At 72.3% G+C, this 24,422-nt stretch carries 20 protein-coding genes; 6 read left to right on the top strand and 14 right to left on the bottom strand.

What is annotated here, in order from left to right; translation table 11 throughout:
• Positions 1 to 43 precede the first annotated feature (43 nt).
• Positions 44 to 838 (top strand): hypothetical protein, encoded by a 795-nt coding sequence (locus tag ACFY36_RS04100; RefSeq protein ID WP_499744405.1) that lies wholly within the window; start codon positions 44 to 46, stop codon positions 836 to 838.
• Here the strand turns inward: ACFY36_RS04100 and ACFY36_RS04095 are convergent.
• Genes ACFY36_RS04095 through ACFY36_RS04070 form a run of 6 tightly spaced genes read right to left on the bottom strand, consistent with a single transcriptional unit; the run spans position 823 to position 10,413 of the window.
• Positions 823 to 2,973: a helix-turn-helix domain-containing protein gene (locus tag ACFY36_RS04095; RefSeq protein WP_499744404.1), complete on the bottom strand. Its 2,151-nt coding sequence runs from the start codon at positions 2,971 to 2,973 to the stop codon at positions 823 to 825. The two genes, ACFY36_RS04100 and ACFY36_RS04095, sit on opposite strands and share 16 nt — an antisense overlap.
• A gap of 9 nt (positions 2,974 to 2,982) precedes the next feature.
• Positions 2,983 to 5,196 (bottom strand): transglycosylase domain-containing protein, encoded by a 2,214-nt coding sequence (locus ACFY36_RS04090; protein WP_499744403.1) that lies wholly within the window; start codon positions 5,194 to 5,196, stop codon positions 2,983 to 2,985.
• A gap of 41 nt (positions 5,197 to 5,237) precedes the next feature.
• Positions 5,238 to 6,068 (bottom strand): hypothetical protein, encoded by an 831-nt coding sequence (locus tag ACFY36_RS04085; protein ID WP_499744402.1) that lies wholly within the window; start codon positions 6,066 to 6,068, stop codon positions 5,238 to 5,240.
• Positions 6,065 to 6,526: a sigma factor-like helix-turn-helix DNA-binding protein gene (locus tag ACFY36_RS04080; protein WP_499744401.1), complete on the bottom strand. Its 462-nt coding sequence runs from the start codon at positions 6,524 to 6,526 to the stop codon at positions 6,065 to 6,067. Before ACFY36_RS04080 ends, ACFY36_RS04085 begins: the two co-directional genes overlap by 4 nt.
• Before the next feature lie 40 nt (positions 6,527 to 6,566).
• Positions 6,567 to 7,562: a WxL protein peptidoglycan domain-containing protein gene (locus tag ACFY36_RS04075; RefSeq protein ID WP_499744400.1), complete on the bottom strand. Its 996-nt coding sequence runs from the start codon at positions 7,560 to 7,562 to the stop codon at positions 6,567 to 6,569.
• Position 7,563: 1 nt separating this feature from the next.
• Positions 7,564 to 10,413 (bottom strand): hypothetical protein, encoded by a 2,850-nt coding sequence (locus ACFY36_RS04070; protein WP_499744399.1) that lies wholly within the window; start codon positions 10,411 to 10,413, stop codon positions 7,564 to 7,566.
• A gap of 217 nt (positions 10,414 to 10,630) precedes the next feature.
• On the opposite strand from ACFY36_RS04070, the gene ACFY36_RS04065 reads away from it, so the two are divergent.
• Both ACFY36_RS04065 and ACFY36_RS04060 read left to right on the top strand, forming a co-directional pair.
• Complete coding sequence (locus ACFY36_RS04065; protein ID WP_499744398.1) at positions 10,631 to 13,681, top strand: NACHT domain-containing protein; 3,051 nt, start codon at positions 10,631 to 10,633, stop codon at positions 13,679 to 13,681.
• Positions 13,678 to 14,121, top strand: a complete 444-nt coding sequence (locus tag ACFY36_RS04060) for a hypothetical protein (RefSeq protein WP_499744397.1) — start codon at positions 13,678 to 13,680, stop codon at positions 14,119 to 14,121. The genes ACFY36_RS04065 and ACFY36_RS04060 overlap by 4 nt, the downstream gene beginning before the upstream one ends.
• A 9-nt stretch (positions 14,122 to 14,130) precedes the next feature.
• On the opposite strand, the gene ACFY36_RS04055 is transcribed toward ACFY36_RS04060, so the two are convergent.
• Genes ACFY36_RS04055 through ACFY36_RS04025 form a run of 7 tightly spaced genes read right to left on the bottom strand, consistent with a single transcriptional unit; the run spans position 14,131 to position 19,536 of the window.
• Positions 14,131 to 15,153, bottom strand: coding sequence for a sensor histidine kinase (locus ACFY36_RS04055; RefSeq protein ID WP_499744396.1), 1,023 nt, complete (start codon positions 15,151 to 15,153; stop codon positions 14,131 to 14,133).
• Entirely contained in the window at positions 15,146 to 15,841 is a 696-nt protein-coding gene (locus tag ACFY36_RS04050; RefSeq protein WP_499744395.1) for a response regulator transcription factor, read from the bottom strand. The genes ACFY36_RS04055 and ACFY36_RS04050 overlap by 8 nt, the downstream gene beginning before the upstream one ends.
• Before the next feature lie 9 nt (positions 15,842 to 15,850).
• A complete protein-coding gene (locus tag ACFY36_RS04045) occupies positions 15,851 to 16,225 on the bottom strand; it encodes a hypothetical protein (RefSeq protein ID WP_499744394.1) in 375 nt (124 codons plus the stop codon).
• Positions 16,222 to 17,445 carry a molybdopterin-dependent oxidoreductase gene (locus ACFY36_RS04040; protein ID WP_499744393.1) on the bottom strand — a complete coding sequence of 408 codons (1,224 nt, stop codon included), beginning with the start codon at positions 17,443 to 17,445 and terminating at the stop codon, positions 16,222 to 16,224. Before ACFY36_RS04040 ends, ACFY36_RS04045 begins: the two co-directional genes overlap by 4 nt.
• A complete protein-coding gene (locus ACFY36_RS04035; protein ID WP_499744392.1) occupies positions 17,418 to 18,098 on the bottom strand; it encodes a class I SAM-dependent methyltransferase in 681 nt (226 codons plus the stop codon). Before ACFY36_RS04035 ends, ACFY36_RS04040 begins: the two co-directional genes overlap by 28 nt.
• The gene (locus ACFY36_RS04030) at positions 18,095 to 18,880 is read right to left on the bottom strand and encodes a TIGR04282 family arsenosugar biosynthesis glycosyltransferase (protein WP_499744391.1); all 786 of its coding nucleotides are present in this window, start codon (positions 18,878 to 18,880) and stop codon (positions 18,095 to 18,097) included. The genes ACFY36_RS04035 and ACFY36_RS04030 overlap by 4 nt, the downstream gene beginning before the upstream one ends.
• On the bottom strand, positions 18,877 to 19,536 hold the full coding sequence (locus ACFY36_RS04025) for a glycosyltransferase family 2 protein (RefSeq protein ID WP_499744390.1): 660 nt from the start codon (positions 19,534 to 19,536) through the stop codon (positions 18,877 to 18,879). Before ACFY36_RS04025 ends, ACFY36_RS04030 begins: the two co-directional genes overlap by 4 nt.
• A gap of 132 nt (positions 19,537 to 19,668) precedes the next feature.
• Here ACFY36_RS04025 and ACFY36_RS04020 point away from each other — a divergent pair, with 132 nt between their 5' ends.
• Entirely contained in the window at positions 19,669 to 20,712 is a 1,044-nt protein-coding gene (locus ACFY36_RS04020) for an NAD-dependent epimerase/dehydratase family protein (protein WP_499744389.1), read from the top strand.
• A gap of 71 nt (positions 20,713 to 20,783) precedes the next feature.
• Positions 20,784 to 22,010: a hypothetical protein gene (locus ACFY36_RS04015; protein ID WP_499744854.1), complete on the top strand. Its 1,227-nt coding sequence runs from the start codon at positions 20,784 to 20,786 to the stop codon at positions 22,008 to 22,010.
• Positions 22,011 to 22,014: 4 nt separating this feature from the next.
• Here the strand turns inward: ACFY36_RS04015 and ACFY36_RS04010 are convergent, their stop codons facing one another.
• Positions 22,015 to 23,268: a YbiU family protein gene (locus tag ACFY36_RS04010; RefSeq protein ID WP_499744388.1), complete on the bottom strand. Its 1,254-nt coding sequence runs from the start codon at positions 23,266 to 23,268 to the stop codon at positions 22,015 to 22,017.
• Between the two features lie 89 nt (positions 23,269 to 23,357).
• Here ACFY36_RS04010 and ACFY36_RS04005 point away from each other — a divergent pair, with 89 nt between their 5' ends.
• Positions 23,358 to 24,419 carry an ROK family transcriptional regulator gene (locus ACFY36_RS04005; protein ID WP_499744387.1) on the top strand — a complete coding sequence of 354 codons (1,062 nt, stop codon included), beginning with the start codon at positions 23,358 to 23,360 and terminating at the stop codon, positions 24,417 to 24,419.
• The last annotated feature ends 3 nt before the right edge of the window (positions 24,420 to 24,422 follow it).

The following is a 24,422-nucleotide window of genomic DNA, read 5'->3' as shown; positions in this document are numbered from 1 at the left end:
GCACCCGAAATGCGCCCGGCGAGCCGCCGTCTACTGTGACCGCGTGTCAACGCGAGATCACCTCAGACCGTCCCGCGCCGCCTGGCTCGCCGCCGCCCTGGCGGCGGCCACGATCGCCGGCTGCAGCGGCCCCGAAGCCACCGCCGCTCCGGCGCCGGCCTCCTCCCCCGCGGCCGCCGCGCCCTCGCCGACCGAGCTGCCGCCGGCCGACGCGGTGAAGACCGGTTTGCAACGCCTCGCCGCCTCGGCCCACACCTATACGGTGGCCGGGACCTACTGGGACAAGCAGAAGTACCGCGCCTCCGGCACGTACGACCCCAAGGCCCACAAGGACAGCCGGACGTCCGTCATCTCGGGCGGCGACAAACCGAAGACCCGCAAGATCATCGTCATCGCCGGCAAGAGCTACGTGCAGGCCACCGGCATGCAGGGCTGGCGAAGGGCCGATCTGAGCCGCCTGACGCCGGCCAGCGACTACTGGGTGGCCGACCCGAAGGACCCCGGCGGCCTGACCCGTTTCATCGCCGCCATCCACTCGGCGCGGCGGATCGGCCCGAACAAGTACGAGGGCGAGGCGAACCTCGACGACAAGTCCGGGGCGCTCACCTACCTCCCGCTGGGCGCACCCGTCCTCCGCTTCGGCGGCGGCGGTTCGCTGGTGAGCTATCAGGTGACCACCACCGTGAAGGGCGATGTCACCTCGATCAGAACGGTCTTCGACACCGTCGAGGGCACCATGGACCACACCACCACCTACGGCAACCTCGGCCGGCCGGTGAAGATCACCGCGCCTTCGCCGGTGGTCGACGTGCCGTCCTCCGCCTACAGCGCCCGGTAGACCTCGTCGATGCGGTCGCGGACCGGGCCGGGCTCGGTCACCTGCTCGCCCGCGCGGTCGCGGAGCTTCTCGAAGGCTGCCATGTCGGCCCGGGCCGCTTCGAGGTCGCCCAGCTCCACGTGGATGGCGGCGCGGCGGGTCAGGGCCCGGACCATGGCGCCCACGTTCTCCACCTGTCCGGCGCGGAGCTCGATCTCACGGGTGGCCGCCCGCAGGGCCTGGGGCCAGCGCCGGGCGGACGCCTCGATGTCCGACAGGACCTGCTGGGCGGTGGCCTCGGCGAAGCCGGCGATGGGGGCCGGCGGGGCGGTGGCCGGGTCGGCCACCGTGGTGATGATCTCGCGGTAGATGGCCGCCGCTTCCGCGGGGCGGCCCATGTCGGCCAGGACGTTCGCCCACATGAGCAGGCCGTTCGGAACGCCCTCGCGGTCACCGGCGGCGCGGAAGTCGGCCACCGCCTGGCTGATCAGCTCGACTGCCTCCGGACGGCGCTTGTGGAGCTGGAGTGACCAGGCCACGTAGTACCGGGCCCACGCGGTCTGCCGGAGGTCGCCCGCCCGAAGGGCCGCTTCCAGGCCGCGCCGCGCGTGCTCGAGCGCCTCGTCGATCCGGTGCTGCACGACGACGTACACCCAGACCAGATAGCCCTCGTGGATGGCGCGCAGGCGGTCGTCGCCGAGCCTCTCGGCGGCCGCGCACGACAGGCTGAAGACGTCCTCCCAGCCGGGCCAGGCGAACCAGCTGTCGGAGTACCAGTGCAGGGACCCGGCCACCTCGATGACCCGCTCGCCGGCGGCCGTACGCAGGGCGGCCAGCCAGTTCTCCGCCTCGGCCCGCAGCCAGTCGCTCGCGCTCGCCGCCGAGGTGAACGTGACGATCTCGGCCGTCCCGGCCCGGTCCGGGCCGAAGTCGGGCTCGAAGTGCCGCCCGGCCACCACCGCGGTGGTCAGCAGCCATTCGTCGCGGCGCGCGACCAGGGCCGCCCGGGCGGCCGGGCCCTCCTCGCGGTCGAGGGCCTGGAAGGCGTACGACCGGAGAAGGTCGTGGAACTCCAAGCGCCCGTCGGGACGCTGTTGCAGCAGGCTGAGGTCGACCAGGTCGTCGAGGGCGTCCTCGGTGTCGAGCAGCGGCTCCCCGGCCAGCACGGCGGCCAGCTCCGGGCCGGTCGACGCCCCTGGCACGAGGGCGAGCCGACGGAACAGGCGCCGGGCTCCGGCCGACAGCTGCTGGTACGACAGGTCGATCGCGGCCGTGACCTGCGGATCGGCGGTGGCGAGGCGGGCGATCAGGTCGTCCGCGGTCCAGTCGGGGCGGCTGGCGAGCCGGTTGCCGGCGATGCGCAGTGCCAGTGGGAAGTGCACACAGAGCTCGGCGATGCGCCCGAGTTGATTTTGTGACGCGGCGATGATGCCGCCGAGCAGAGCCACCGACTCGGCCGACGGCAGGGGGCCGAGCCGGATCCGGTGAACGTCCTCGAGGCCGCCCAGCGATCGGCGGCTGGTCACCAGGACGGCCGCCGGGCCGTCGTGCGACGGCAGCACCGGGCGCACCTGGCCCTCGCTGATGGCGTTGTCGAGCACGACGACCAGGCTCCGGCCCCGGATCAGCGTCTGCCACAGGGCCGCGGCTTCGTCGGCGTCGGACGGGATCGACCGCCGGCCGGGGTCGAGCGCCCGGATCAGCTGGCCCAGCACGGCCGCGGCGGTCAGCGGCTCGGCGTCGAGGCCGCGCAGGTCGGCGAAGAGGCGCTGATCGGCCGGGCGGGCGGCGGCGGCCCGGACCGCGAACGTCGTCTTGCCGACCCCGGCCTCGCCGCTGACGACCACGACCGGCCGGCCCTCGATCTGGGCGAGCTCACGGGCGCGCCCCGTGAAGTCGGCCACCGGCGGCGGGAACTGGCCCACGGCCCCGCCGCGACCGGCCCGGGCCGCGGCCAGCAGCGTCTCGAGCTCGTCGCCGGCCAGGCCGAGCCCGTCGGCCAGGGCGCTGACCGTGCGGGCCCGGGGACGCAGGCTGACCCCGCGTTCCATGTCGCTGATGGCCCGGTCGGTGACCCCGGACGCCTCGGCCAGCTGCTCCAGGGTCAGGCCGGCGCCGGTGCGCAGCCGGCGTAGCAGCGCACCGAACGACTCCATGATCCATTTCTACCGGGCCGGCACCGGTTTCGTGCCCGGCGGGACCGAAGGAGCCTTCTTCGGGGCGACCGGGCGCTGCACACCGATGACCTTGCGGCTGACCGGGGTCTTGAACTGGACCTTCGGCTTGCCCTTCATGTAGTCGCGCATCGTGTCGATGACGGCGGCGTTGACCAGGGCGTGCGACATCCGGTCGCTGTGGTTCTGCCAGTCCGGGTCGACCATGTATCCGGCCACCACCATCGACGTGGTGCCGACGATCAGCGAGGCCGTCTTGTCGGCGTCGGTGGTGCCGGTCTTGCCGAAGATCGGGTGGCCGATCTCGGAGCGGGCGCCCGGCGCCGTGCCCGAGGTGTCGCACCGTCCCATCTGGGCCGAGTCGCCGACCGGGCAGCGGGCCGCGTCGAGCGCCGCCCGGGCCACGTCGGGCGTGGTGGCGCGGGTGCACGACGGCTTGCCGACGTCGAGCTTCTCGTTGTGCCGGGTGGTGATCTGCTCGACCGGGGTCGGCGCGCAGTACATGCCGTCGCCGGCCAGGGTGGCGTACGCGTTGGCCATGTCCAGCGGCGTGGACGACGAGACGCCCAGCGTGAAGGCGCCCCAGGTGCGGGCCGAGGAGGGCTGGGCGTACGAGGCGTCCTGCGCGTTGCGGAACTGCACGCCGAAGCGCTTGGCCGCCGCGACCACCTTGTCCGCGCCGACCCGCTCCTCCAGCGGCACGAAGTACGTGTTCACCGACTTGCCGAAGCCGGACCACATGTCGAACACGCCCTTCTCGCTGGCCGAGGCGTTACGCGGGCACCAGTCGCTGGTGCCGGCGCAGGCCGACGGCGAACCCTTGGCGACCGGGTAGTGCGAGTGATATTGCGCCGGCGAGTTGATCGGATAGCTGAGCGTGTAGCCCCGCTCCAGGGCGGCCACCATGGTGAACATCTTGAAGACCGAGCCCGCCTGGTAGCCCTCGATGTCGCCGCCGCCGCTGATCAGCGGGTTGGTGGTGTTCGGGTAGGAGGCGTGCACGCCCTTGGCCCGCAGCGCCGGGTTCGGCGACAGCGGGTTGGCGCCGGTCGTGTCCAGCTTGTAGCGGCGGTTGGCGGCCAGCACGCGCACCTCGCCGGTGCCGGGCTGGACGCCGGCCAGCAGGATCGCGTTGCGGCTGTTGTCGGCGACGTTCTGGCCGACCCGGCGGCGGGCGGCGTCCTGCGCCTTGACGTCGAGGGAAGTGACGACGCGGTAGCCGCCGCTCTTGAGGCGCCGCTCCCGTTCGTACGTCGTCGCCCCGAACGCCTGCTGCTCCATCCACCAGCGGTAGAAGTAGTCGCAGAAGAAGCCCCAGCTGTTCTTCGCGACCGAGACGCAGCCGTTGCCGACCGGCTTGATCGTACGCGGGATGGCCTCCTTGACCGCCTTGGCCGCCTCGGCCGCGGTGATCGAGCCGAGCGACACCATGCCGGGCAGGATGTAGTTGTTCCGGCGGTCCTTGATCTGCGTGTAGCCGCTCGGTACGGCCGGGTTGAAGCTGGTCGGCGCCTTGACCATGCCGGCCAGCATCGCGGCCTGGCCGATCGTCAGGTCCTTGGGCCGCTTGTTGAAGTAGATCTGGCTGGCCGCGTAGATGCCGTACGCCTGGTTGCCGAACGGCGCGATGTTCAGGTAGCGCTCCAGGATCTGGTCCTTGGTGAGCTCTTTCTCCACCTCGAGCGCGTACTTCATCTCGGTCAGCTTGCGCTTCGGGGTGTCCTTGGTCGCGTCGACGACCTCCTGCGGGCTGGTCGCCGAGTAGGCCAGCGACAGCCGGACGTACTGCATGGTCAGGGTCGAGGCGCCCTGCTGGGAGTTGCCGCCGGAGTTGCTGACGGCGGCCCGGGCCACGCCTTTGAGGTCGACGCCGTGGTGGTGGTAGAAGTTCCGGTCCTCGGCGGCGACGATCGCGTCGAGCATGTGCTTCGAGATGTCCTTGATCGGCACATCGCTGCGGAACTCGTCGTAGAACTGCGCGATCGCGGTCTTGCCGTCGTTCGCGTAGATGCGGGTGATCTGCGGGGAGCTGAAGTCGCGAAGCTCACTGGGCAGGCTGGCGAAGGTCTCCTCGCCGGCCTTGGCGGCCAGGCCCGACACGGCCGCGGCGGGGAAAGCCGCCGCGGCCAGCACCAGGCCACCGAGCAGGCCGCAGATGAGCAGGGTCGCGGCATTCGCGACAGGATGGTGGTCGCGTTTGCGCACGGGGTGTCTCCTTGCTGCGCCCAGGGGCGGTCTCGCTCGAACTAGAGGGCCGGCAGGGTTTCTCCGGCCAGCAGCTTCTTGCCGGCTGCGATCTTGGCATCGTACGGGGTCTTCAAATGCCACAGCTCGGCGAGCTTGGCCGCGTCCTCGCCGTCGTAGCCCTTCTTGAAGAAGGCCTCGACCTGAGCGATCTCGGCCTTCTGCTTCTGCGCGGCCTTGACGTTGGCCGGCTTCGGCGTGACCGGCACGTCCTGCCCGGCCAGCAGCCGCTTGCCGGCCTCCAGCTTCGCGGCCGGCGCGTCCTTGAGGTTCCAGAGGCCGGCCAGCTTCTCGGCGTCGGCCCACACGTAGCCGGCGTCGAAGAACGCCTGGAACTGCTTGGCCTGCTCGGGCGTGGTGTCGTCCTCGGGGACCACGTCCGGGTGCGGCGTGACCGGGAGGGTCTCGCCGAGCAGCAGGCGACGGCCGGCCTCGGCCTTGACCGCGCCCGGGTTGTTGACGTTCAGGTGCCAGAGCTTGGCCAGCTTCTCGGCGTCGCCGAGGCCGTAGCCGGCGTTCGCGTAAGCCTCCCAGCGCTGCTGGAGCTCGGCGTCGGTGGGCCCGGTCGAGGCCGAGGCGACCGGGGCGGCGGCGGCCGGGATGCCGGCCGCGGTGCCGCTGGAGCTGCCGGGCAGGAAGGCGGGCAGGTTCACCGCGCCGGCGATCAGGCCGGCGCCGAGGACGCCGCCCGCCGCGATCTGGGCGCCCCGCCGGCGGCGCTTGTAGCGGCCGGAGAGCTCGACCACACGGGCGTAGACGGCGGAGGGGTCGGGGGTGTTGTGCTCGTGCTCCGCGAATACCTCACGCAGCTGGTCGGGGTGCTGCTCAGTCACGACTTCTCCTCGGCGGGAATGCGTTCCACAAGCTCCGGCTCCAGCCGGAGCGTCTTCAGCGACTTCGACGCGAGTCCCCGCACGGCCGGCCGGGTGCTGCCCAGCCAGTCGGCGATCTGGCCGTCGTCCAGCTGCTCGTAGTAGCGCAGCACCAGCACGGCCCGCTGCTTACGGCCGAGGCCGGCCAGGCGCTCCCAGAGGCCGTCGGGCACACCGCCCTGGATGTCACGGAGGCGGCGGACCGCCCAGAAGCGCCGCCAGGACAGGTACTCGTTGAGCACCATGCGCCGGACGTGCGCCTCCAGGTCTTCCGACTCGCTGATCCGTCGCCAGCGGGCCTGCACCCGGGCCAGAACCTCCTGGACTATGTCCTGGGCGAGATCGCGGTCGCCGGTGAGGACGACCGCGAAACGCAGGAGGCTGGGCAGCCGGGCCATCGCGAATTGCTCGAAGGTCACGCCACTAGGACGGGCCTCGTGGCGCCGCTGTGCAGTCCGATCAAGAAGTTTTTTCGAGCAGCGCGGCCCGCACCGCCTCCTCGATCTGCCGGTCCACCGACGAACGCCGGCTGCGCCGTCGCCACAGGACGAAGACCAGGGTGAGTACGCCGATGAGCACCACCGCCAGCTGCGGGAACGGCAATGTCCAGGCGCTGGCGTCCACGGCCACCACGGGCACGTCGAAGACATCACCCTGTCTGGTCGGCACCATTTTCAAGCGGACTTCGGCTTTTGTACGGAAGGTGGGCCACACCCCGTCGACGTCGGCGCTGAACGTCAGCTTGTCGCCGGGGAGCAGCTCCGGCATCGGCGGCAACGAGGTCTCCCCGCCCGGGAAGGACGTGGCGACGACCTGCTCGGCCCCCATGCGGACGTTGCCGGTGTTGGTGACCGTGTAGGTGACATGCAGCTTGCCCGGCCCGAACGGGTTGAGGTTCCCGGCATAGGACAGCTTCGGGGCGGAGACGTCCAGCTGCGGCATCAGCGGGCCGCTGACCCGGACGTACATCCTCGTGCCCAGCCGGCGATCGACGGTGACGGCCCGGTCGTGGTTGTCGAGCGAGACGTACGAGGTGACGAGGCCGCCGGTGTGGTCGCCGCTCTCCGCCTTGTCCGGCACGGTCATCGTGAACGGGACGTCGACGAACTTCTGGGCGGGCACCTCGATCTTCTGCTGCTTCAGGACGACCCATTTACCGACGTCGGTGGGCTTCGTCCCGGCCGGCAGCAGGTCGAGCGCGCCGCTTGAGGTGGTGAGCGCGTCACTGGCGTACACACTCAGGGAAAGGGGTTTGTCGCCGTAGTTGCGGACCCGGATGCTGTCGCTGATCGTCTGGCCGGGCTTCAGGTCGTAGACGAAGTTGGGCCGATCGGGTTTGCCGGTGGCCGGCGTCGGGCGCACCGACCAGGTCAGCGTGTCGGCGGACGCCGCCGCGCCCGGCACGAGACCGGACGCGACGGCGAGCACCACTACCAAGATGCGGAACAGGCGCATGTCAGGACAGCGCGGTCAGGGTGAGCGTGGTCGCGTACGTGCCGGGCGCGGTGGTCACGGGCAGCCGCAGATCGACGCCGGCGCCCAGCACCGCTGTGCCCTTCGAGTGCCCGTCCGAGGCGTACCCCAAAGTCGCCGAAGCACCCAGGCCGTCGCCGTCGGCGGCCGTGACCGGCGCGCCGGCCTGCGCCCCGGCGCCCGCGGTGACCACCGACGGGCTCCAGCCGAGGTAACTCGCCGGCAGGCCGCCGGTGAACGCGCCCGCCACGCCGGAGACCGACCAGGCCGGGCCGCCGGCGCGGGTGTCGGTCACCTTGACCGGCTTGAGCTCGCCGGTCGACTGGAGATAGTCGCCCCTGTTCTGCGCGGTCGATAGGGTGACGGTGCGGTCACTGGCGTCGATGGTCCAGATGAACTCGCCCGGCTCCCCGGTCTGCTCCGGGACGTCGACGATGATCTCCTGCGAGCCGTCGGGCTGCGCGCCGGTCAGCTTCACCGGCGCCCACGCGTCGAGCGAGCGGTTGTCGAACGTGTCGGTCCAGGACGAGATGTCGGTGAGGCGCAGGAACGAGCCGACGCCGTACGAGTGACCGGCCTGGAGCTTCCCGGCCGGCACCTTGAGGCCGACCGTGAAGGTGCCGCCGCTGGTGACCATCGGGTCGTGGTAGATCTGGCCGCTGGACGTGTCCGGCGACGTGGCGATCCAGCTCCGGGTGCCGGTCTTTCCGGGCTGCCAGGTCCCGGCGTCGAAAAGACCCAGGTCCAGCGAGTACGTCAAGGTCGCGCCGGCCCAGTCGGGTACGGCGAAGCCGGCGCCGACGATGGTCAGGGTGGTGTCCTTGCCGGGGTCGATCGGGGCCTCGGGCAGGACCACCAGCTGCGGCTTGCCGGTCGAGGCGACCACGCGGAAGGTGAACGCCTCGGACGCTGATCTGGCGCCCTCGACGTTGACCGCGACGACACGGCCCTTCACCCCGTTGGCGTCGGCGGGGACGGCGGGGACGGTGATGCCACTGGAGGTGGCGGACACGCCCGGCCACGCCTTCCAGGTGGCGCCCCCGTCGTCGCTGCGCTCCAGCGTGATGGTGTCGACGGCCGGGTTGCCGGTGACCTCGTACGAGACGAAGGCCTGGTTGCCGGCCACGGCGGCGACGTTGCCGGGCTGCCGGGTGAAGGTGGGCACGGTGTACGGGGCGGTGGTGAGCCGCAGCGCGGTCGAGACGGCCTGGCCGTCGCCGTTGGTGGCCACGACGCGGACGTACCGGCCGTTCCACTCATTCGTCAGGGCGGGGATGGTGAGAGTCTCGCCGGTGGCGCCGTCGATGGCGGTCCACGGGCCGGCGGCCGAGGACGCCTGCTCCCAGCGGATGCCGGCGTCGCCGTCGATGTCGGCGGTGACGGTCAGGTCGCGGCCCTCGACGTACGGCTGGGCCGCGGCCGTCGACGGGTTGGCCAGGATGACCGGGACGTCCTTGACGTCCGGGGCGGCGTCGAAGCCGACGGTCAGGTCCAGTGGCGGCTTGTCGGCGTCGCCGGCCAGGCCGCTGCTGAGCCAGTAGGTGGACAGGCCGGTCTCGTACTGGAAGTCGACGAACGACTCGGGCCACGAACCCCAGCCCGGCTCGGCCTTCTTGACGGCGTCGGAGATGGCCGAGGTGCTGGAGCGCTTGCCGTCGACGATCGGGAAGTAGTCGACGCCGGCGTACTTCGGCGAGATCTGCACCCCGCCCTCGGTGAGCCGCACCTGGTCGAAGGTGGCGACGGTGACCGTGCGGGCGGCGATCGGCTCCTTCTCCCCCGGGTTGTCCCGGCTCGAGCCCATGCCGCCGCTGGTCGCGGTGAGGGTGCCGGTGCCGTCGGCGGCGATGGTCAGGGTGGGGTCCTTGACGTACCAGGTGACCATGCCGGCGTACGCGTTGGCGGTGAACGAACCGGTCCAGCGGATGGTGGCCTCACCGGTGACAGGGTTGGCCGTGCCGGAACCCTCGGTGAACAGAGCCCGCTGGTTGAGCTGGGTGCCCGAGCCCGGGATGCACTTGGTGGCGTCGGAGATGCCCTGCGCGGTGCCGTCGGGCCTGCGGTGGATGATCCGCACGTTGCCCAGCCGCGCCTCGAATTCGTCCTGCGTGCCGGCCGAGAAGAAGTTGCAGCCGGTGTTGGCCGGGTTGCCGCCCTGGTAGATGTTGTTGACACCCCACTCGAAGCTGGCATGCGCGACCGGGTCGAGGCTCCCCCCGCCGGTGGTCACGCTGAGCGTCGCGGTGGCGCTGGCGGTCTGTGGGCCGTACGCGTTGCCGACGAGCACCCGGAAGCGCGCGCCGTCGTCGGCCGGGGTGGTCTTGAACTCGTAGTCCGGGCCGGTCGCGTTCTTCACGTCGGCCCACGTCGTCGCATCGGCTCGCTGCCACTGGTACGTCTGCGGCGCGGTGCCGCCGGCGGTCACGGTGAACTTCGCGTTCTGGTACGCCTGCGCGCTCGCGTCGTGCGGGGCCTCGGCCACGGTGGCGGCGACCGGGGTGACGGTCAGCTTCGCTTCATCGGAGCGGTGCTGCACGTACGTCGAGTCGAAGATCCGCACCGAGTAGGTGGCGCCGTTGTCGGCATAGTTCGCGGTGAACGTGACCGACGCGGCATTGCCGGCGGGCATGGCCCGGGTGCCGCTCGAATCGGTGCGGTACCAGGTGTAGAGCACCGCGCCCGGATAGGCGGCGGTGAAGGTGACCGAGCTGCCGTCGAGCGCGGTCTGCGGTTGTGGTTGAACAGTGAAGCCGGCATCAGCGGCCGCCACGGTCGCCGGGACTGCTTCGGCCGGTGACGTGGCCGCGGCCGCGCCCATCAGCACAGCGGTCACCGTCGCAAGGGCGTATGCCGCCCTGTATAGGGAACGCACTATCGAGTCCGCTCATCTTAGGAGATATCGGGGGGTAAGCAGACGGATCCTAAACGGCTTTCACTTAGGTTAGCCTTACCTATGATCAAGGCAACAGCCGGAGCCTGAAGAAGGACCACCCTGGTGCCCGCGGAGCCCTTCGTCCACGATGGGAACGACCCCGTGGGAAGGGCCGGGAATGACCAATCTGATCCTGGGACTGATCGTCGGCAGTGTCGCCACGATCGTCGGCTGGCTGTCGGTGCTCGGCCTCCGGGATCGCCTCGAACGCGCGCGACTCGTGTTGATGTCGCGCTCCCGTGCCGGTGACCGGCGTCAGGTCCGGCGGCGGCAGCTTTTCGCCGACCATCTGGAGTCGAGGCTGCGCCGCTGGGACGAACAGAGCCTCTGGCGCGACAGCCGATACGTGGATCTCGAGGCCGAGGTCGAGGAGATGACGCGCGTCCCGGGATTCTCCGGGCGCCGCCATCTCGGTCTCCGGCGGGTCAACTCGGTGTCCCGGGCCCTCATCGAGGCCGGCTCACGCGTCGTCTACCTGGAGGGCCACCCCGGATCCGGCAAGACCGTCGCCCTCCGCCATGTCGCCCACATGATGCTGTGGCGGGCCATGTCGCACGCGACGGTCATCCCTCTCTACGTCAACCTTCAGCAGCTGGCCGTCGGCGACGGTGACCCCGTCGACGCGGCACTCATCCGGCGATACGTCCTGGAGCAACTCAACCCGGCACGGAGCCGAGAGGTCGACGAGTACCTCGACGAGGAGTTCGACGCCGGTGTGGCCAAAGGGACCTGGTACTTCCTGTTCGACTCCTTCGACGAGATCCCCGCGGTCCTGGCCGCGGGCGGCGAGTTCGAGACCACCGTCGAACGCTACGCCGCGGCGATCTTCGGCTTTCTCGACGAGGTGGCGCCGTGCCGGGCCGTTGTCGCCTCACGCTTCTTCAAGGGACCACGGAGATTCGGTCTGGCGCGCATGACGATCGTCCCGCTGACCGTGCGCGGCCGGGCCGAGCTGATCCGCCGCGCCGCCCTCGACCGGGACCTCGAAAAGATCACGCTCGACGAGTTCGTGCATTCCACCCGCCGGACCTCCGACCACCTTTCGAGCAATCCGCTGGCCCTCGGCCTGATCTGCGAGCACGTGCGCCTCAACCGGGCCGTGCCCCGAAGTGCCTACCAGATGTACGAGGCCTATGTGCGTGAGCATCTCCACCGCAACGGCGACGCCGTCGAGCGGGCCAGCGGCCTGTCACTCGTCGAGGTGCGCGCCATCGCGGAGGAGCTGGCCTTCCTCATGGCCCATGAGCTTCACGAGCTGGCTCCCACCCGCGTCGAGGCGACGGAGGCCCTGGGCCGGCACGGCTTCGAGCCCGTCCATGTCGCCGCCGCGTTCCAGGCGCTGCAAACGGCGCACCTGGCGACCGACCCCGGTTCGCCCGACGAGGACCGGGTCTCCTTCTCCCATCGCCGGATCCAGGAGTACTTCGCCACCTGTGCCGTCATCACCCGGCCCGAGCGCGTCGACTATCCGGTCCTCGTGACCGATCCCCTGTGGCACGAGGTCGCCGTCGCGCTCCTCCAGACTCAGGAGCCGGATCGGCTCGACCCGGCGCTGACCGCCATGCGGCAGGTTCTCGACGGGCCGGCCGCCGAGTTGGCCGCCGAGGCGGAGAGCCGGCCGCCCGACGAGGTCCGTCCACCATTCCGGTGGCCCTCGGAAACCGAGCGTCTGCTCCTCATCGCCGATACGGGGTTCAAGGTCAGGGCCGACGGCACCTCGTCCCCCGAGATGGACGCGCTCCGGCGGCTGATCGGTGAGGTCCTGCGATCAGCGTGGCAGATCGGGCGGCGCCACGACCGCAAGGCCGTCCTGGGCCTGGTGGCCGGCGCCGACCGGGCGACCGCCGCCGAAGTCGTCGGAAGTGGCCTGGGCGAGCCGGGTGACTGGGTTCCGTCGGCCGCACTGGCTCGGGTCCATCACGCCGGCGAGCTGTCCGAGCACATCGCGGGCTATGTCAAGCGCTCGCTGGTGGGGCGTTCGCGCCGCTTCGGGTTCACCGCTCGGCGGGCCGCGCTGCGGGCGGACCTGCGGCGGCTCGACCGGCCCGAGCCGTTCCTGCGGGTCCTCGACCTGCTCCTCTGGCTGCCGCTGACCGACCTGCTGCTCAGCGCGTCGGTCGTGCTGCTCTGGCGTCTCGTTCTCGTACCGCCGGACGGCGTCGTCCTCGCCGGGAACAGGTACTCACCCGCCGAGCTCACGATTGCCGCCCTCCTGCTGACGGCTCTGACCGTGCCGCTGTCCGGTGCTCTCGCCAAGCGGGCACGGTTCTTCGCCCGTACACCCTCCGAGGAGGAGGGAAAACCGGGCCGGCACTCCGTATCACTTCCGACCGGCCCGATGGCGATCGCGTTCAGCCTCGCGCTCCGAGCGGTGGCGCCGGCCGCGATGGTGGCCGTGACCGGCGGCGCCGGTGCACCAGGGACGGCGCTGCTGTTCTGGCCGGCCGTGATCTGGATGGCGACGTGGCTCTACGCCTCCCTGTACCTCATCTCCTACGACGCGCCGGCCCGGCCGGAGCTGTGGTGGGGTCACCCGGTCAAGGCGGTGAGGTTCGCGGCCCAGGAGGCGATGCGGTTCGGCCGGAAGAAGCTGTCGGCCGCCCGAGCGCTCGCCGGGCTGATGTTCGTCCTGACGGCCGCGTTCGTCGTCAGCTTGAGTGTGGCTTTCGCCCTCGGAGCGCTGTTGATGATCGGCCGCACCGTGCGGTGGGCCATGGCCGGGCAGGACCGGCACACCGGTCTCAACGACCTGACGCTGGCCCTGGTCACCTTGACGCTCACGGCTGCGGCCCTGGCCCTGATCGCCGCGACCGGCCGGATCCTGGCCCATCGGCGGCGGCGCCGCGCCGTACTCCAGGCGGCCGACGAGTACGGTCTGCTCGATCCCATGGTCGCCCGCGAGTGGCTCGGCTCGGACGCGGGCACCGCCATGGCGGTGGTGATCACCGAACTGGGCCTGGCCGGCCGGATCGACCTGGCCGACGACACCCTCGGCCTCCTGGCCGACCTGGCCGCGGAGAGCGAACGCGACTGGATCGCGGCATATCGGAAACAGGAGCCCGTGCACGGGCTCCGCACCGCCCTGAGCGAGCAGGCCATGGACGACGTGGCCCGTCTGCTCGACCGGACGCCGCACACGAGCCGCAGGCCGGCGGGAGTGCGGGTGTGAACACGACCGCCGCCGGCACGACGGCCCAGGTTCTCGCCGGTCTGCTCCTGGCCGTGCTGCTCGAGGGCCGCTGGCTTCTCGACAACAAGGACAAGGTTCCGTTCTTCGTCCTGTCCCTGTTCAACGCGCTGATCGGCATCGCCGGGACGACGCTGGCCCTGACGCTCTCGCTCAGCATCCTCGTCAACAACAGGAGTTCCGGTCCCCTGGTCACCTCGATGATCGTGGCCGGCAGCGCGGCGGCGGTGTTCTCGGTGATACTGCCGCCGTTCCTCTTCGTCCTCCTGGCCTTCGTGCAGAACACCAATCAGGTCACCACCAACCGGACGGCCCGGCATGCTCTCGCGGCGACTGCCGTGGCCATCATGCTGATTGCCTTCGCCGGCCTGGCCTACCTGGTCTTCCTGGGGATCCGCCTCGAGATGAAGGCCGTGACGTGAGCGGTCAGGTCAGATCAGGCCGGAGCCGGCGGCCGGAAGGCGCACCTCGAAGCGGCAGCCTCCCGTGACGTTGTCGGCGCGGACATGACCGCCGTGTGCCTCGACCAGGCCGCGCACGATGGCCAGGCCGAGCCCGCCGCCGCCGGTGGTCTCCGGGGTGCGGGCCCGGGTGCCACGGAAGGCGACGTCGAAGACCCGCGGCAGGTCGGCCTCCGGGATGCCGCCGCAGCTGTCCGACACCGCGAACCAGACGACGCCGCCGTCCCGGCCGGCGTCGATGTGGATGGTGCCGTCGGCCGGGGTGTACCGCACCGAGTTGGTGAGCAGGTTGTCGAGGATCCGGTTGAGCTCGGCCGCCCCGGCGGTGACGACGGGCCACTCGTTGCCGGCCGCCACCACCCGGATCCCGCGGCTGCCGGCCAGCGGGGCGACCGCGGCCACCGCGTCCGACACGACGTCGGCCAGCGGCAGGTCGGCCGGGGTGAGCCGCAGCGCGCCGGCGTGGATGCGGGAGAGCTCGAACAGATCGTCGACCAGGCCGCTCATCCGGTCGGTCTCGGCCCCGATCCGCCGGTGATATTCGGCGACCGTCACCGGGTCGGCCACGACCCCGTCCTGCAGGGCCTCGGTCATGGCCCGCAGCCCGGCGAGGGGGGTCCGCAGGTCGTGCGACACCCAGGCGACCAGGTCGCGGCGGCCCGCCTCCATCCGCCGTTCCCGCTCGCGGGCCTGGGCCGCCCACACCGCGGCGGCCGCGAGCCGTCGCCCGAAGACGGCGCCCAGGGCCAGGCTGACCACCGCCGACGCGACCACGGTGACCAGGACGACCTGCATGTCGTGGGCGGACAGGAACATGGCCCGGGCCACCGTGACCACCCCGGCGACCACGGCGGCCACCGTGATGGCGAGCAGCACGCACACGTGCACGGCGATCGACCGCCCGCGCAGCGCGCGCAGTGCCGCGGCGCCCAGCAGGCCGACGACGGCGCCCGCGGCCAGCGAGTAGAGGCCGATCAGCAGGATGTCACGCATGGCCGGCCGGCTCGTACCGGTAGCCCACGCCCCAGACGGTCAGCAGCCGCGCCGGCGCCGCCGGATCCGCCTCGATCTTCTCGCGCAGCCGGCGCACGTGCACGGTGACCGTCGACTGGTCGCCGAACTGCCAGCCCCACACCCGGTCGAGCAGCTCGGCCCGGGAGAAGGCCTTCGCCGGATGCCGCAGCAGGAACTCCAGCAGGTCGAACTCGCGCACGGTCAGCGCGAGCGGCCGCCCGCCCAGCTCGGCCGTGCGCCGCCCGGTGTCGGCGACCAGATCGCCGTCCCGCAGCAGCGCCGGGCGCGGCGGGGCCTGCGGCGAGGTGCGCCGCAGCACCGAGCGCACGCGCAGCACCAGCTCACGCGGGCTGAACGGCTTGGTCACGTAGTCGTCGGCGCCCACCTCGAGGCCGAGCACCCGGTCGCTCTCCTCCCCCAGCGCGGTCAGCATCACCACCGGCAGCCCCGGCTGCTCGGCCCGCAGCCGCCGGCACACGTCGAGCCCGTCGATGCCACCGAGCATCAGATCGAGGACGACCAGGTCGGGCCGCTCGGCGTCGACGGCGGCCAGCGCGGACAGCCCGTCGGCGGCCAGCCGCACCCGGCAGCCGTCCTGCTCGAGATAGCGGCGCACGACATCGCTGACGGTCGGGTCGTCGTCCACGACGAGTACCTGGTGGGTCACGTTCGGAGGCTACCCACGCGGGCGCCCGCGGCGCCGCTTCCGCGACCTTTCGATTCCCTTACGGCCGACGGCGATCACCGCGAGGATCACGAGCAGACCCCAGAGGTACGGCCCGTCGAGCGGCCCGATCACGAGAGGCACGGCGACGACGCTGACGGCCAGACCGGCCACGGCGGCCACCCGTGCGCCGGGCTGCCCGGCGGAGGGGACGACCCGGCCGATCAGAGCGCCGGTGGCCAGCACAAGAGGCAGGAAGAGCGCGTCGTGCAGAACCAGCACGGCGACCAGGAACACCAGGATGCCGAGCCGGTCCGGGTCGCGGGCGGCGCCGATGAGCCCGTACGCCATGACGAGCACCCCCGAGACGACCAGCGCGCGCCTCACCGGGACCGCCGCAGGGTGATCCGGGCGACCCACTTGGTCTGCAGGACGCCGGGCCGGTTCGGCGCGATCAGCCGGGCCGGGAAGCCGTGATCGAGGTCGAGGGGCTCCCGGCCGAGGCGCAGGGCGATCAGCGTGCGGTCGTCGGCCAGGTGCGGCCCGGCCACCACCGACGCCCGATAGCGCCCGGACGCCTGCAGCGACTCGACAACGGCCTCGACCCCCGCCAGGTCTGCGGTCTCGGCCCCCGCCAGGCCGGCGCTCAGCAGGGCGGCCAGGTCGCGCAGCCGTACGCCGGACCAGGTGGCGGACGAGCTCCAGCCCTCGACGCAGGCGATCGGCAGCACGGCGGTGTGCTGCGGCATCGCCGCCAGGTCGGCCACGCTCAGCGAGACCTCACGGCCGAAGCCGGCCACGGTGAGGCGGAAGGCCGGATCGAGGGCGGCGTCACGGACCCCGGCCGCCGCGGCGGTCCGGTTGACCGGCAGACCCTGCGGCCCGTTACCGGGACGGCGAGGAGCGAGAACGCTGACAACGGCGAGCGGCCGAACGGTCTGCCCGACGGTGGCGACGGTGATGACACCCGCGGCCACGGCCGCGGCGGTCAGGACCTCCCGCCGCCCGATCGCCGCACCGTCCGCGGCCGGCGAACGGCGAAGGGCGGCACGGACGACGGGAAGCTGAACGCCGATGTGGGTGAGAAGGCCGCCGACGGCCAGCCAGGCCACCCAGTAGTGGGCGGTGGTGAAGAAGAAGGGCATCGGCGTGTACCAGTGGGCGACGTTGAGCACGCCGCTGACCACTTGGAACAGCGAGGCGGCGACCAGCACGGCGACACTCGCGCGCTCGGCCGCGTGGGCGAGCCCGCGTATCGGCGGCCAGGTGAAGAGCCGGGGGTAGACCGACCAGAGTTTCGCGCCGAGCAGGGGCACGGTGGCCAGTCCGGTGGCCACGTGAAGGCCCTGGGTGAACCGGTAGAGCCCGGCCGGCCGCGAAGGCCACCAGAACCAGCCGGGCGGATGCTGGATGAGATGGCTGAGAACGCCGGTGACGAAGCAGACGGCGAAGGCGACACCCAGCGCGACCCCCAGCAGGCTGGTCAGCCGGGTCGACCGCAGCTCCCCCGGCGTCGGCGTCCACCGGGGCGGGGTGGTGGGCCAGGTGAGGAGGCGCCTCAACCGGCCGTTCGCGTCCCTCAGGCCGCCGTCAGCGTCGCGAACCATCGGCCCGCCTCCGTCCAGCTCGTCCGGATCCTGAAGCCGGCCGCCCGGGCCGGTGGGGCGAGGTCGCCGGCGGCGATCTGCGCCCAGCGCAGCGGCGCGCCCGGCCCGCCGCTCCGGTCGTGCAGGGTGGCCGCCCCCGACCAGCTGCCGGCGCCGGGCGCCGCCAGCTCGGCGTGCAGTTGACCGTGCGGCGCGAGCAGCTCGCGGCAGCGGCGCAGCAGCGCCACCGGATCGCCGCCGATGCCGACATTCCCGTCGGCGAGCAGCAGATGCTCCCAGCGGCCGTGGCCGGGCACGTCCGCGAAGACGTCCCGGCGCAGAACGAGCGCTCCCCGGGCCCGGGCCAGGCGGACCGCCGCCACGCTGACGTCGATGCCCAGCGCCGCACGCCCCCGCGACAGCAGGGCGCTGGTCAGCCGTCCCGGCCCACACCCGACGTCGAGCGTGGCCCCCTGACACCGGTCGAGCAGTCCTCGGTCACCGTCCCGGTCCGGACCACACCACCCAGCGGCATCGACCCGATGCTCCCGCCCATGAACATCACGCAGAGCCAGCGTCGCGTCCTGCCCGGCCGCGGCCCGAGCCAGCGCCCGCTCGTAGAGCCCAAGAGCGGCCCGCTCCCCCGGCACGCAGTCAGCCAGCGCCGCCTTCACCCCAGCCTCCCCGCGCCACTCACGCCCGCGTCGATCCGGCCTCCAACGACCGGCACCTCCACGCCGACCCCGCCGTCCGCAACCAGCGCACGCACACCGTCACCACCACCCGTGACCGGCGCCCCGGAACTGGCTCCACCATCCGTGGCTGGAGCCGGCGCGGTTAAGAAACGCCTGACCGCGGACGGGAAACGGGCCGTGGTGGGGCAGGCGGATGCCACCGCTACGGCGTCGGCGGCGGTGTCCACGTCGCGCAGGGTCGGCAGCAGGAGCGGGTCGACGCCGCGCGCGTGCAGGGCGGCCAAAGTCAGTGCTCCGGTGTCCGGTGTGGACATCGGCACGTGCGGCAACATCTGTGCGTCGTCCGGGTTTCGCAGACCCAGTGCCCACCATCCGCCGTCGATGGCCGGGCCGAGCACGGATCCGGAACGACTCAGCGCCTCGGCCGCCCTGGCCAGCAGCGCGGGGGTGATCTGTGGGGTGTCCATGCCGATCAGCAGGGCCGGGACGCCGGGCAGGGCGGTGTCCGCGAAGGCGTACGCGAGCCTCTCCCCCAAGCCCTCGCCGCGCTGCGCCACCCGGCGCCACGCGGCGGGGGCGGGGTAGTTGCCCTCGAGGACTGCCACCCGGCGTACAACCGGAACCTGATCGGCGATTGCCAGCGTGTCGGCGAGCGAAGCCTCGGCGATCGCGGCCGCCTCCGCCGGTGTGCACGGTGGGCAGAGGCGGGTCTTCACGCGGCCCGGCACCGGCGCCTTCGCCATCACGAGCAGCTGGATCATCGGGCCAGCACCGCCCGCATGTCGATGATCGTCCGTACGGTGCCGCGCACCGTTCCCGTCACCTTCGAGCGGGTTCCGGCCGCGCGCGGGTGGTACGCGACGTCGAGCTCCCGCACCCGCCAGCCGGCCCGGGCCGCGGTCAGGAGCAACTCCAGCGGATAGCCGCAGCGGCGGTCCCGCAGGCCGAGCGCGAGCAGCGCGTCCCGGCGGGCGGCCCGGATCGGGGCGATGTCGTGCACCGGCAGCCCGGTGGCCCGGCGCACCCGGCGCGAGACGACCAGATTGCCGAGACGCGCGTGCACGGGCCAGGCCCGCAACCCGGTCGGGCGGCGGCGGCCACACACGAGGTCGGCGTCGCCGTCGAGCACCGGGCGAGCGAGCCGGGGCAGGTCGGCCGGGTCGAACGAGCCGTCCGCGTCGAGCACGCAGACGACGCCGTCGTCCGGGTCGGCGGCGAGGATCCCGGCGTGCACCGCGGCGCCGTATCCCCGCTCCGGTACTTCGATCACCCGCGCGCCGAGGCGGCGGGCCACCGCCCGGGAACCGTCGGTCGAGCCGTTGTCGGCCAGGATCGGCCGGAAGCCGGCCGGCATGCGGGCCAGCAGCCCCGGCAGGGCGGCGGCCTCATTGAGGCAGGGCAACACCACATCGGTCATGACCTGGAAGTTATGCCTGGTCAAGGTCGCAGAATCTTACGGAACGGGAACGTCGCGGACAGTCCTTACGAACCGCTGACGGATCGGCTCGCAACGCCGCGTAGGCCCGCCGGCGGGCCTACGGTCGCCGGCATGACCCACATTCTCGTGACCGGCGGCGCCGGGTTCATCGGCTCCGCGGTGACCGCCGCCCTGACAGCCGCCGACTACGACGTGTCGATCCTGGACAGCTTCCACCCGGCGGCGCACACCGGCGCGCCGGACGTGCCGGAAGGCGTGCCACTGCGTCGAGCCGACCTGCGCAACCGGGCGGCGGTCGGCGAGGCGCTGAAGGGCGTCGACGTGGTCGTACACCAGGCGGCGCTCGTCGGACTCGGGGCCGGGCCGGGCGACCTCCCCGAATACGTGGGATGCAACGACCTCGGTACGGCGGTGCTGCTGGCGGCGATGAGCGAGGCCGGGATCGGGCGGCTGGTGCTGGCCAGTTCGATGGTGGTGTACGGGGAAGGGGCCTACCGCTGCGACCGGCACGGGCCTGTGCGGCCCGCGCCGCGAGAGGCCACCGACCTGCTGGCGGGACGGTTCGAGCCGCTGTGCCCGGGCTGCGGGGCCGCATTGGTCGCGGGGCGGGTGGACGAGGACACGCCGGTGGATCCGCGCAGCGTCTACGCGGCGACGAAGGTGGCGCAGGAGCACCTGTGCGCGGTGTGGGCCCGGGAGAGCGGCGGGACGGTGGGGGCGCTGCGCTACCACAACGCGTACGGGCCGGGGATGCCGCGCGATACGCCGTACAGCGGGGTGGCGGCGATCTTCCGGTCGTCCCTGGAGCGGGGTGAGGCGCCGCAGGTGTACGAGGACGGCGGTCAGCTGCGGGATTTCGTGCACGTGGCGGATGTGGCCGAGGCCAATGTGGCCGCTTTGAGGGCTCGCTCCCGGAGTGGTTTTCGGGCGTACAACATCGCCTCGGGGTCTCCGGCGACCATCGGTGAGATGGCCGGGGCGCTCTCGGACGCCTTCGGCGGCCCCCGCCCCGAAGTGACCGGCCGGTTCCGGCTCGGCGACGTTCGCCACGTCGTGGCCTCCCCCGATCGCGCCGCCACCGAGCTCGGCTTCCGGGCCGCTGTGAAGCCCGCCGACGGCCTCCAGGAGTTCGCGTGCGCCCCTCTGCGCGGCTGAGCCTTTGGCCATCCTCGCGGGGTGACCGGTGGGCTCTCCTGGTGGTCGCTGTGCTGATCCTGGCCGCGGTGATGGCCGGAGCGCTCCTGGGAGGGGCCGGCCGTCCCGTTCACGCCTCCGCCGCTCCTCTGTTCGGCCACGTCCTCCCCCACGTCGGGCCGGGCACCCCGGCCGCCATCGCCATCGCCCTCGCCGTGATCCGGTGGGGTCCGCCCCTGACGGAACGTCTCCCCTGGCGGCCTCTGCTGGCGGCGACCTGGGCCGCCGCGATCGCCTGGACGTTCGCGCTCGCCCTCGTGGACGGCTGGCAGCGCGGCCTCGCGGGCCGCCTGACCACGCCGTACGAATATCTCGCCGAAGTTCCCGGCGTGACCAGCATTCCGGCCCTGTTGCGGGATTTCGCCGGCCGGATCGTCGACGGCGGACCCGACCCCTGGACCACGCACGTGGCCGGGCATCCGCCGGGTGCCCTGCTCGCCTTCGTCGGCCTGGACCGGCTAGGACTGGGCGGTGGCGCCTGGGCGGCGATCGTCTGCGTCGTCGCCGGATGCCTGGCCACAGCCGCGATCATGGTCACCCTGCGGGCCCTGGCCGACGAGCGGGCGGCCCGGGTCGCCGCACCCTTCCTGGTGCTCTTCCCCGGCGCGATATGGATCGGCGCCTCCGCCGACGGCCTCTTCGCCGGAGCGGCGGCATGCGCTGTGGCTCTGCTGGCCGTCGGATTGTCCCGGCCCTCACGGTGGGCCGTCGCCGCCTCGGGCGTGGGGTTCGCCGTCTGCGCGTACCTGTCGTACGGCCTGATCCTGCTGGCCCTGCCCGCCCTCGCCGTGATCGCGCGGCGGCGCACCCGATGGGCGCTGCTCCTCTGGGCCGTGCTGGGCGCAGCCGCCGTAGTCGCAACCATGACCCTGCTCGGCTTCTCCTGGTGGGAGGGCTTCCATTTGGTACGCCGGCGCTACTACCAGGGCCTGGCTTCCGACCGCCCGTACGCCTATTGGGTGTGGGCCAACCTGGCGGCGCTCGCCCTCTGCGCCGGCCCGGTCGCGGCCGCCGTCCTGCGCCGCGCCTCCCGCCTGGGTTCCCCGGTGGCGCTGCTCGTCATGGCCTGGGCCGCCGCCGTGCTGGCGGCGGGCCTGTCCGGCATGAGCAAGGCCGAGACCGAGCGGATCTGGCTGCCGTTCGCGATCTGGCTGCCGGCCGCGGCCGTCCTGCTGCCCCGGGCCGACCGGCGGTGGTGGCTGGCCGCGCAGGCCGGCACGGCGCTGCTCGTCAACCACCTGGTGCTGACCGCCTGGTGAGCCGTCAGGCGAGGCCGAGCCCGCGGCGGCCGATCGCGTTGAGGTCAGCCGGCTGGAAGCGGTCGGGCCACTCGCGCTCGTAGTGCTCGGCCGGGAAGTCGGACGGGCTCTCGCCCTTGGTGAAGGCGTCGCGGACGTTCGCGGCGTACCTCTCGTTGCGGGGGCACCACGGGGCGGCCGGGATGTACATGACGTTGCCCCAGCCCTTCTGGGCCTCGACCGGGGCCACGCTGTGGATCATGTCGCAGTGCCACCAGACGGAGTCGCCGGCCCGGACGTCGGGGATGCCGGACAGGGCCTCCATGAGCGGGGCGTGCCACTTGTGGCCGGCCGGGAAGACCTGGTTGACGGTGACCCCGCACATGTCGTCGTCGGGGACGTCGGACAGCAGCGGGCGCAGCATCAGATAGGCCATCGCCTCGGGGATCGGGACGGTGTGCAGCACGCCCTGGTCGTGGTCCATGTCGGACAGCGCGGTCCAGCCCTGGAAGGTGCGGAACGCCGAGCACATCGTGGACCCGGGATATTGCGGGCCGTCGGTGCGGTGGGCGGCGTCCCACGGGTCGTACTGCTCGACGCTGCCGTCGAAGAGGTGGCGGAACGCCTGCTGGTAGGCCTGGGTCATCCAAAGGTCGAGGGTGCCCGGGTCGAGGTGGGTGCCCAGACCGGCCGAGTCGGCGCCCTCGGGGCGGCGGCGGATGCGGTCGGGATAGAGCGAGTCGCGGTTCGGGTCGAACCACTGGGTGCCGTCGTCCGACGTGTGCTTCCACTGACTGTTGAGGAAGGCCTGCACCGTGGCCATGCGCTCGCTCTGCCGGGCCTGCATCTGCGCGTGCGACCAGTAGATCGGGTAGATCTCGGGCTTGGAGCCGACGCTGCCGAAGAAGTCGTCGCCGGGGCCGCGGTAGTTCTCGAAGAAGCGGTTGCCCTCGACGTAGTCGACGATGCCGGAGTCCCAGCGCAGCGCCTGCTCGCGCTCGAAGTGGCCGCGCACGACGAGGCAGCCCCGCTTCTTGATGAGCTCGGTGGGCGCGGTGCCGGCCTCGATGTCGGCGTAGTCGACGACCGGCCAGACCTGCTCGCCGCGGCGCCGGGCGGCGACGATGTCGTCGACGGCGGCCTGCACGCGCTTTTCGACAACGGCGAAGACCTCGTCCACGGTACGCCCGGACGACTCGATGCGGGCGCGCAGCGCGACCTTGATCTCGCGCGTCGCGGCACCGAGGTCGGCCGGGGTTTCCTCCCAGTGCGGCAGCACGATGGGCCTCCTTCTAGTCAGGGCTCCTTACTTGAATGACGGTACGTGTCGCTCGCGTTCTGGGCAACCCCCCTTACTAGAATCGTCCCGTGGAAAGCAGCGACGAACAGGTGGTGCGCACGCTCATGCGCCACCGCCGCCTGACCCGGGCCGAGCTGGCCACCGAGATCGGCATCTCCAAGCCGACCGCGGGCGAGAGCGTGCGCCGCCTGACCGAACGCGGCCTGGTCGCCGACACCGGCGAGCGCACTCCCGGCGGCCGGGGCCGGGGCCGGGTGGGCTCGTACTACGCCCTCTCCCCCACGGTCGGCGTCGCCCTGGCGGTGACGATCGCCCCCGAGGGCGTGGTGGCCGAGTGCCTGGACATCTACGGCGACACCGTCGGCCGCGCCGTCCACCCCGCCGACCCCACCGACCTGGCCGCCGCGGTCACCGCCGCCACGGCCCAGGCACGGGGTGAAGGGGGGCCGCCGGTTCGGCTGGCTGTCGTCGGCGCCGCCGATCCTGTCGACCGCGCGACCGGGCGGCTGGTTCATCTGCCCGACGCGCCCTTCCTCGTCGGCGAGCTCGACCCGGTCGCGGTTCTCGGCCCCTACGTGGACGGCCCGATCGTCGTCGACAACGACGTGAACTGGGCGGCCCGGGCCGAGCGGCCGGCGGACGGCGCCGGCGACTTCGCGTACCTCTACCTGGGCGAGGGACTGGGCTGCGCCATCGTCAGCGACGGCGAGGTCCGCCGCGGGCACACCGGCCTGGCCGGCGAGATCGCCCATCTGCTGACCGCCGGCCCCGGCGGCCGGGCCGTCCGTTTCATCGAGGTCTTCGGTGAGTTGGGTCTTCGCCGCGAAGGAGGAAGCGGCACCGCGATCGACGTCGGCCGGCTTCTCGCGAGCGGCACCGCCACCCACGAGGTCATCGGCGCCGCCGTGGGCGGGGTCGTGGCCGCCGTGATCGCCCTGGCCGACCCCCGCGAAGTGGTGGTCGGCGGCCCGTGGGGGCCCGCCCTCGCCGGCGTCATCCGCGCCGCCACCGAGCGGATGCCCCGGCACGTGCCCGTCCGCGCCGCCACCGTGACCGGCGAACCGGTGCTGGGCGGCGTACGCGCCGAGGCCCTCGACCGCTTGCGCGCGCTGGTGGCGGCGGGCGGCTGAGGA

Source organism: Actinoplanes sp. NPDC000266 (assembly GCF_042899005.1).
In the GTDB taxonomy this organism is placed as follows: Bacteria; Actinomycetota; Actinomycetes; order Mycobacteriales; family Micromonosporaceae; genus Actinoplanes.
This window is presented reverse-complemented; position numbering and strand designations above follow the sequence as displayed.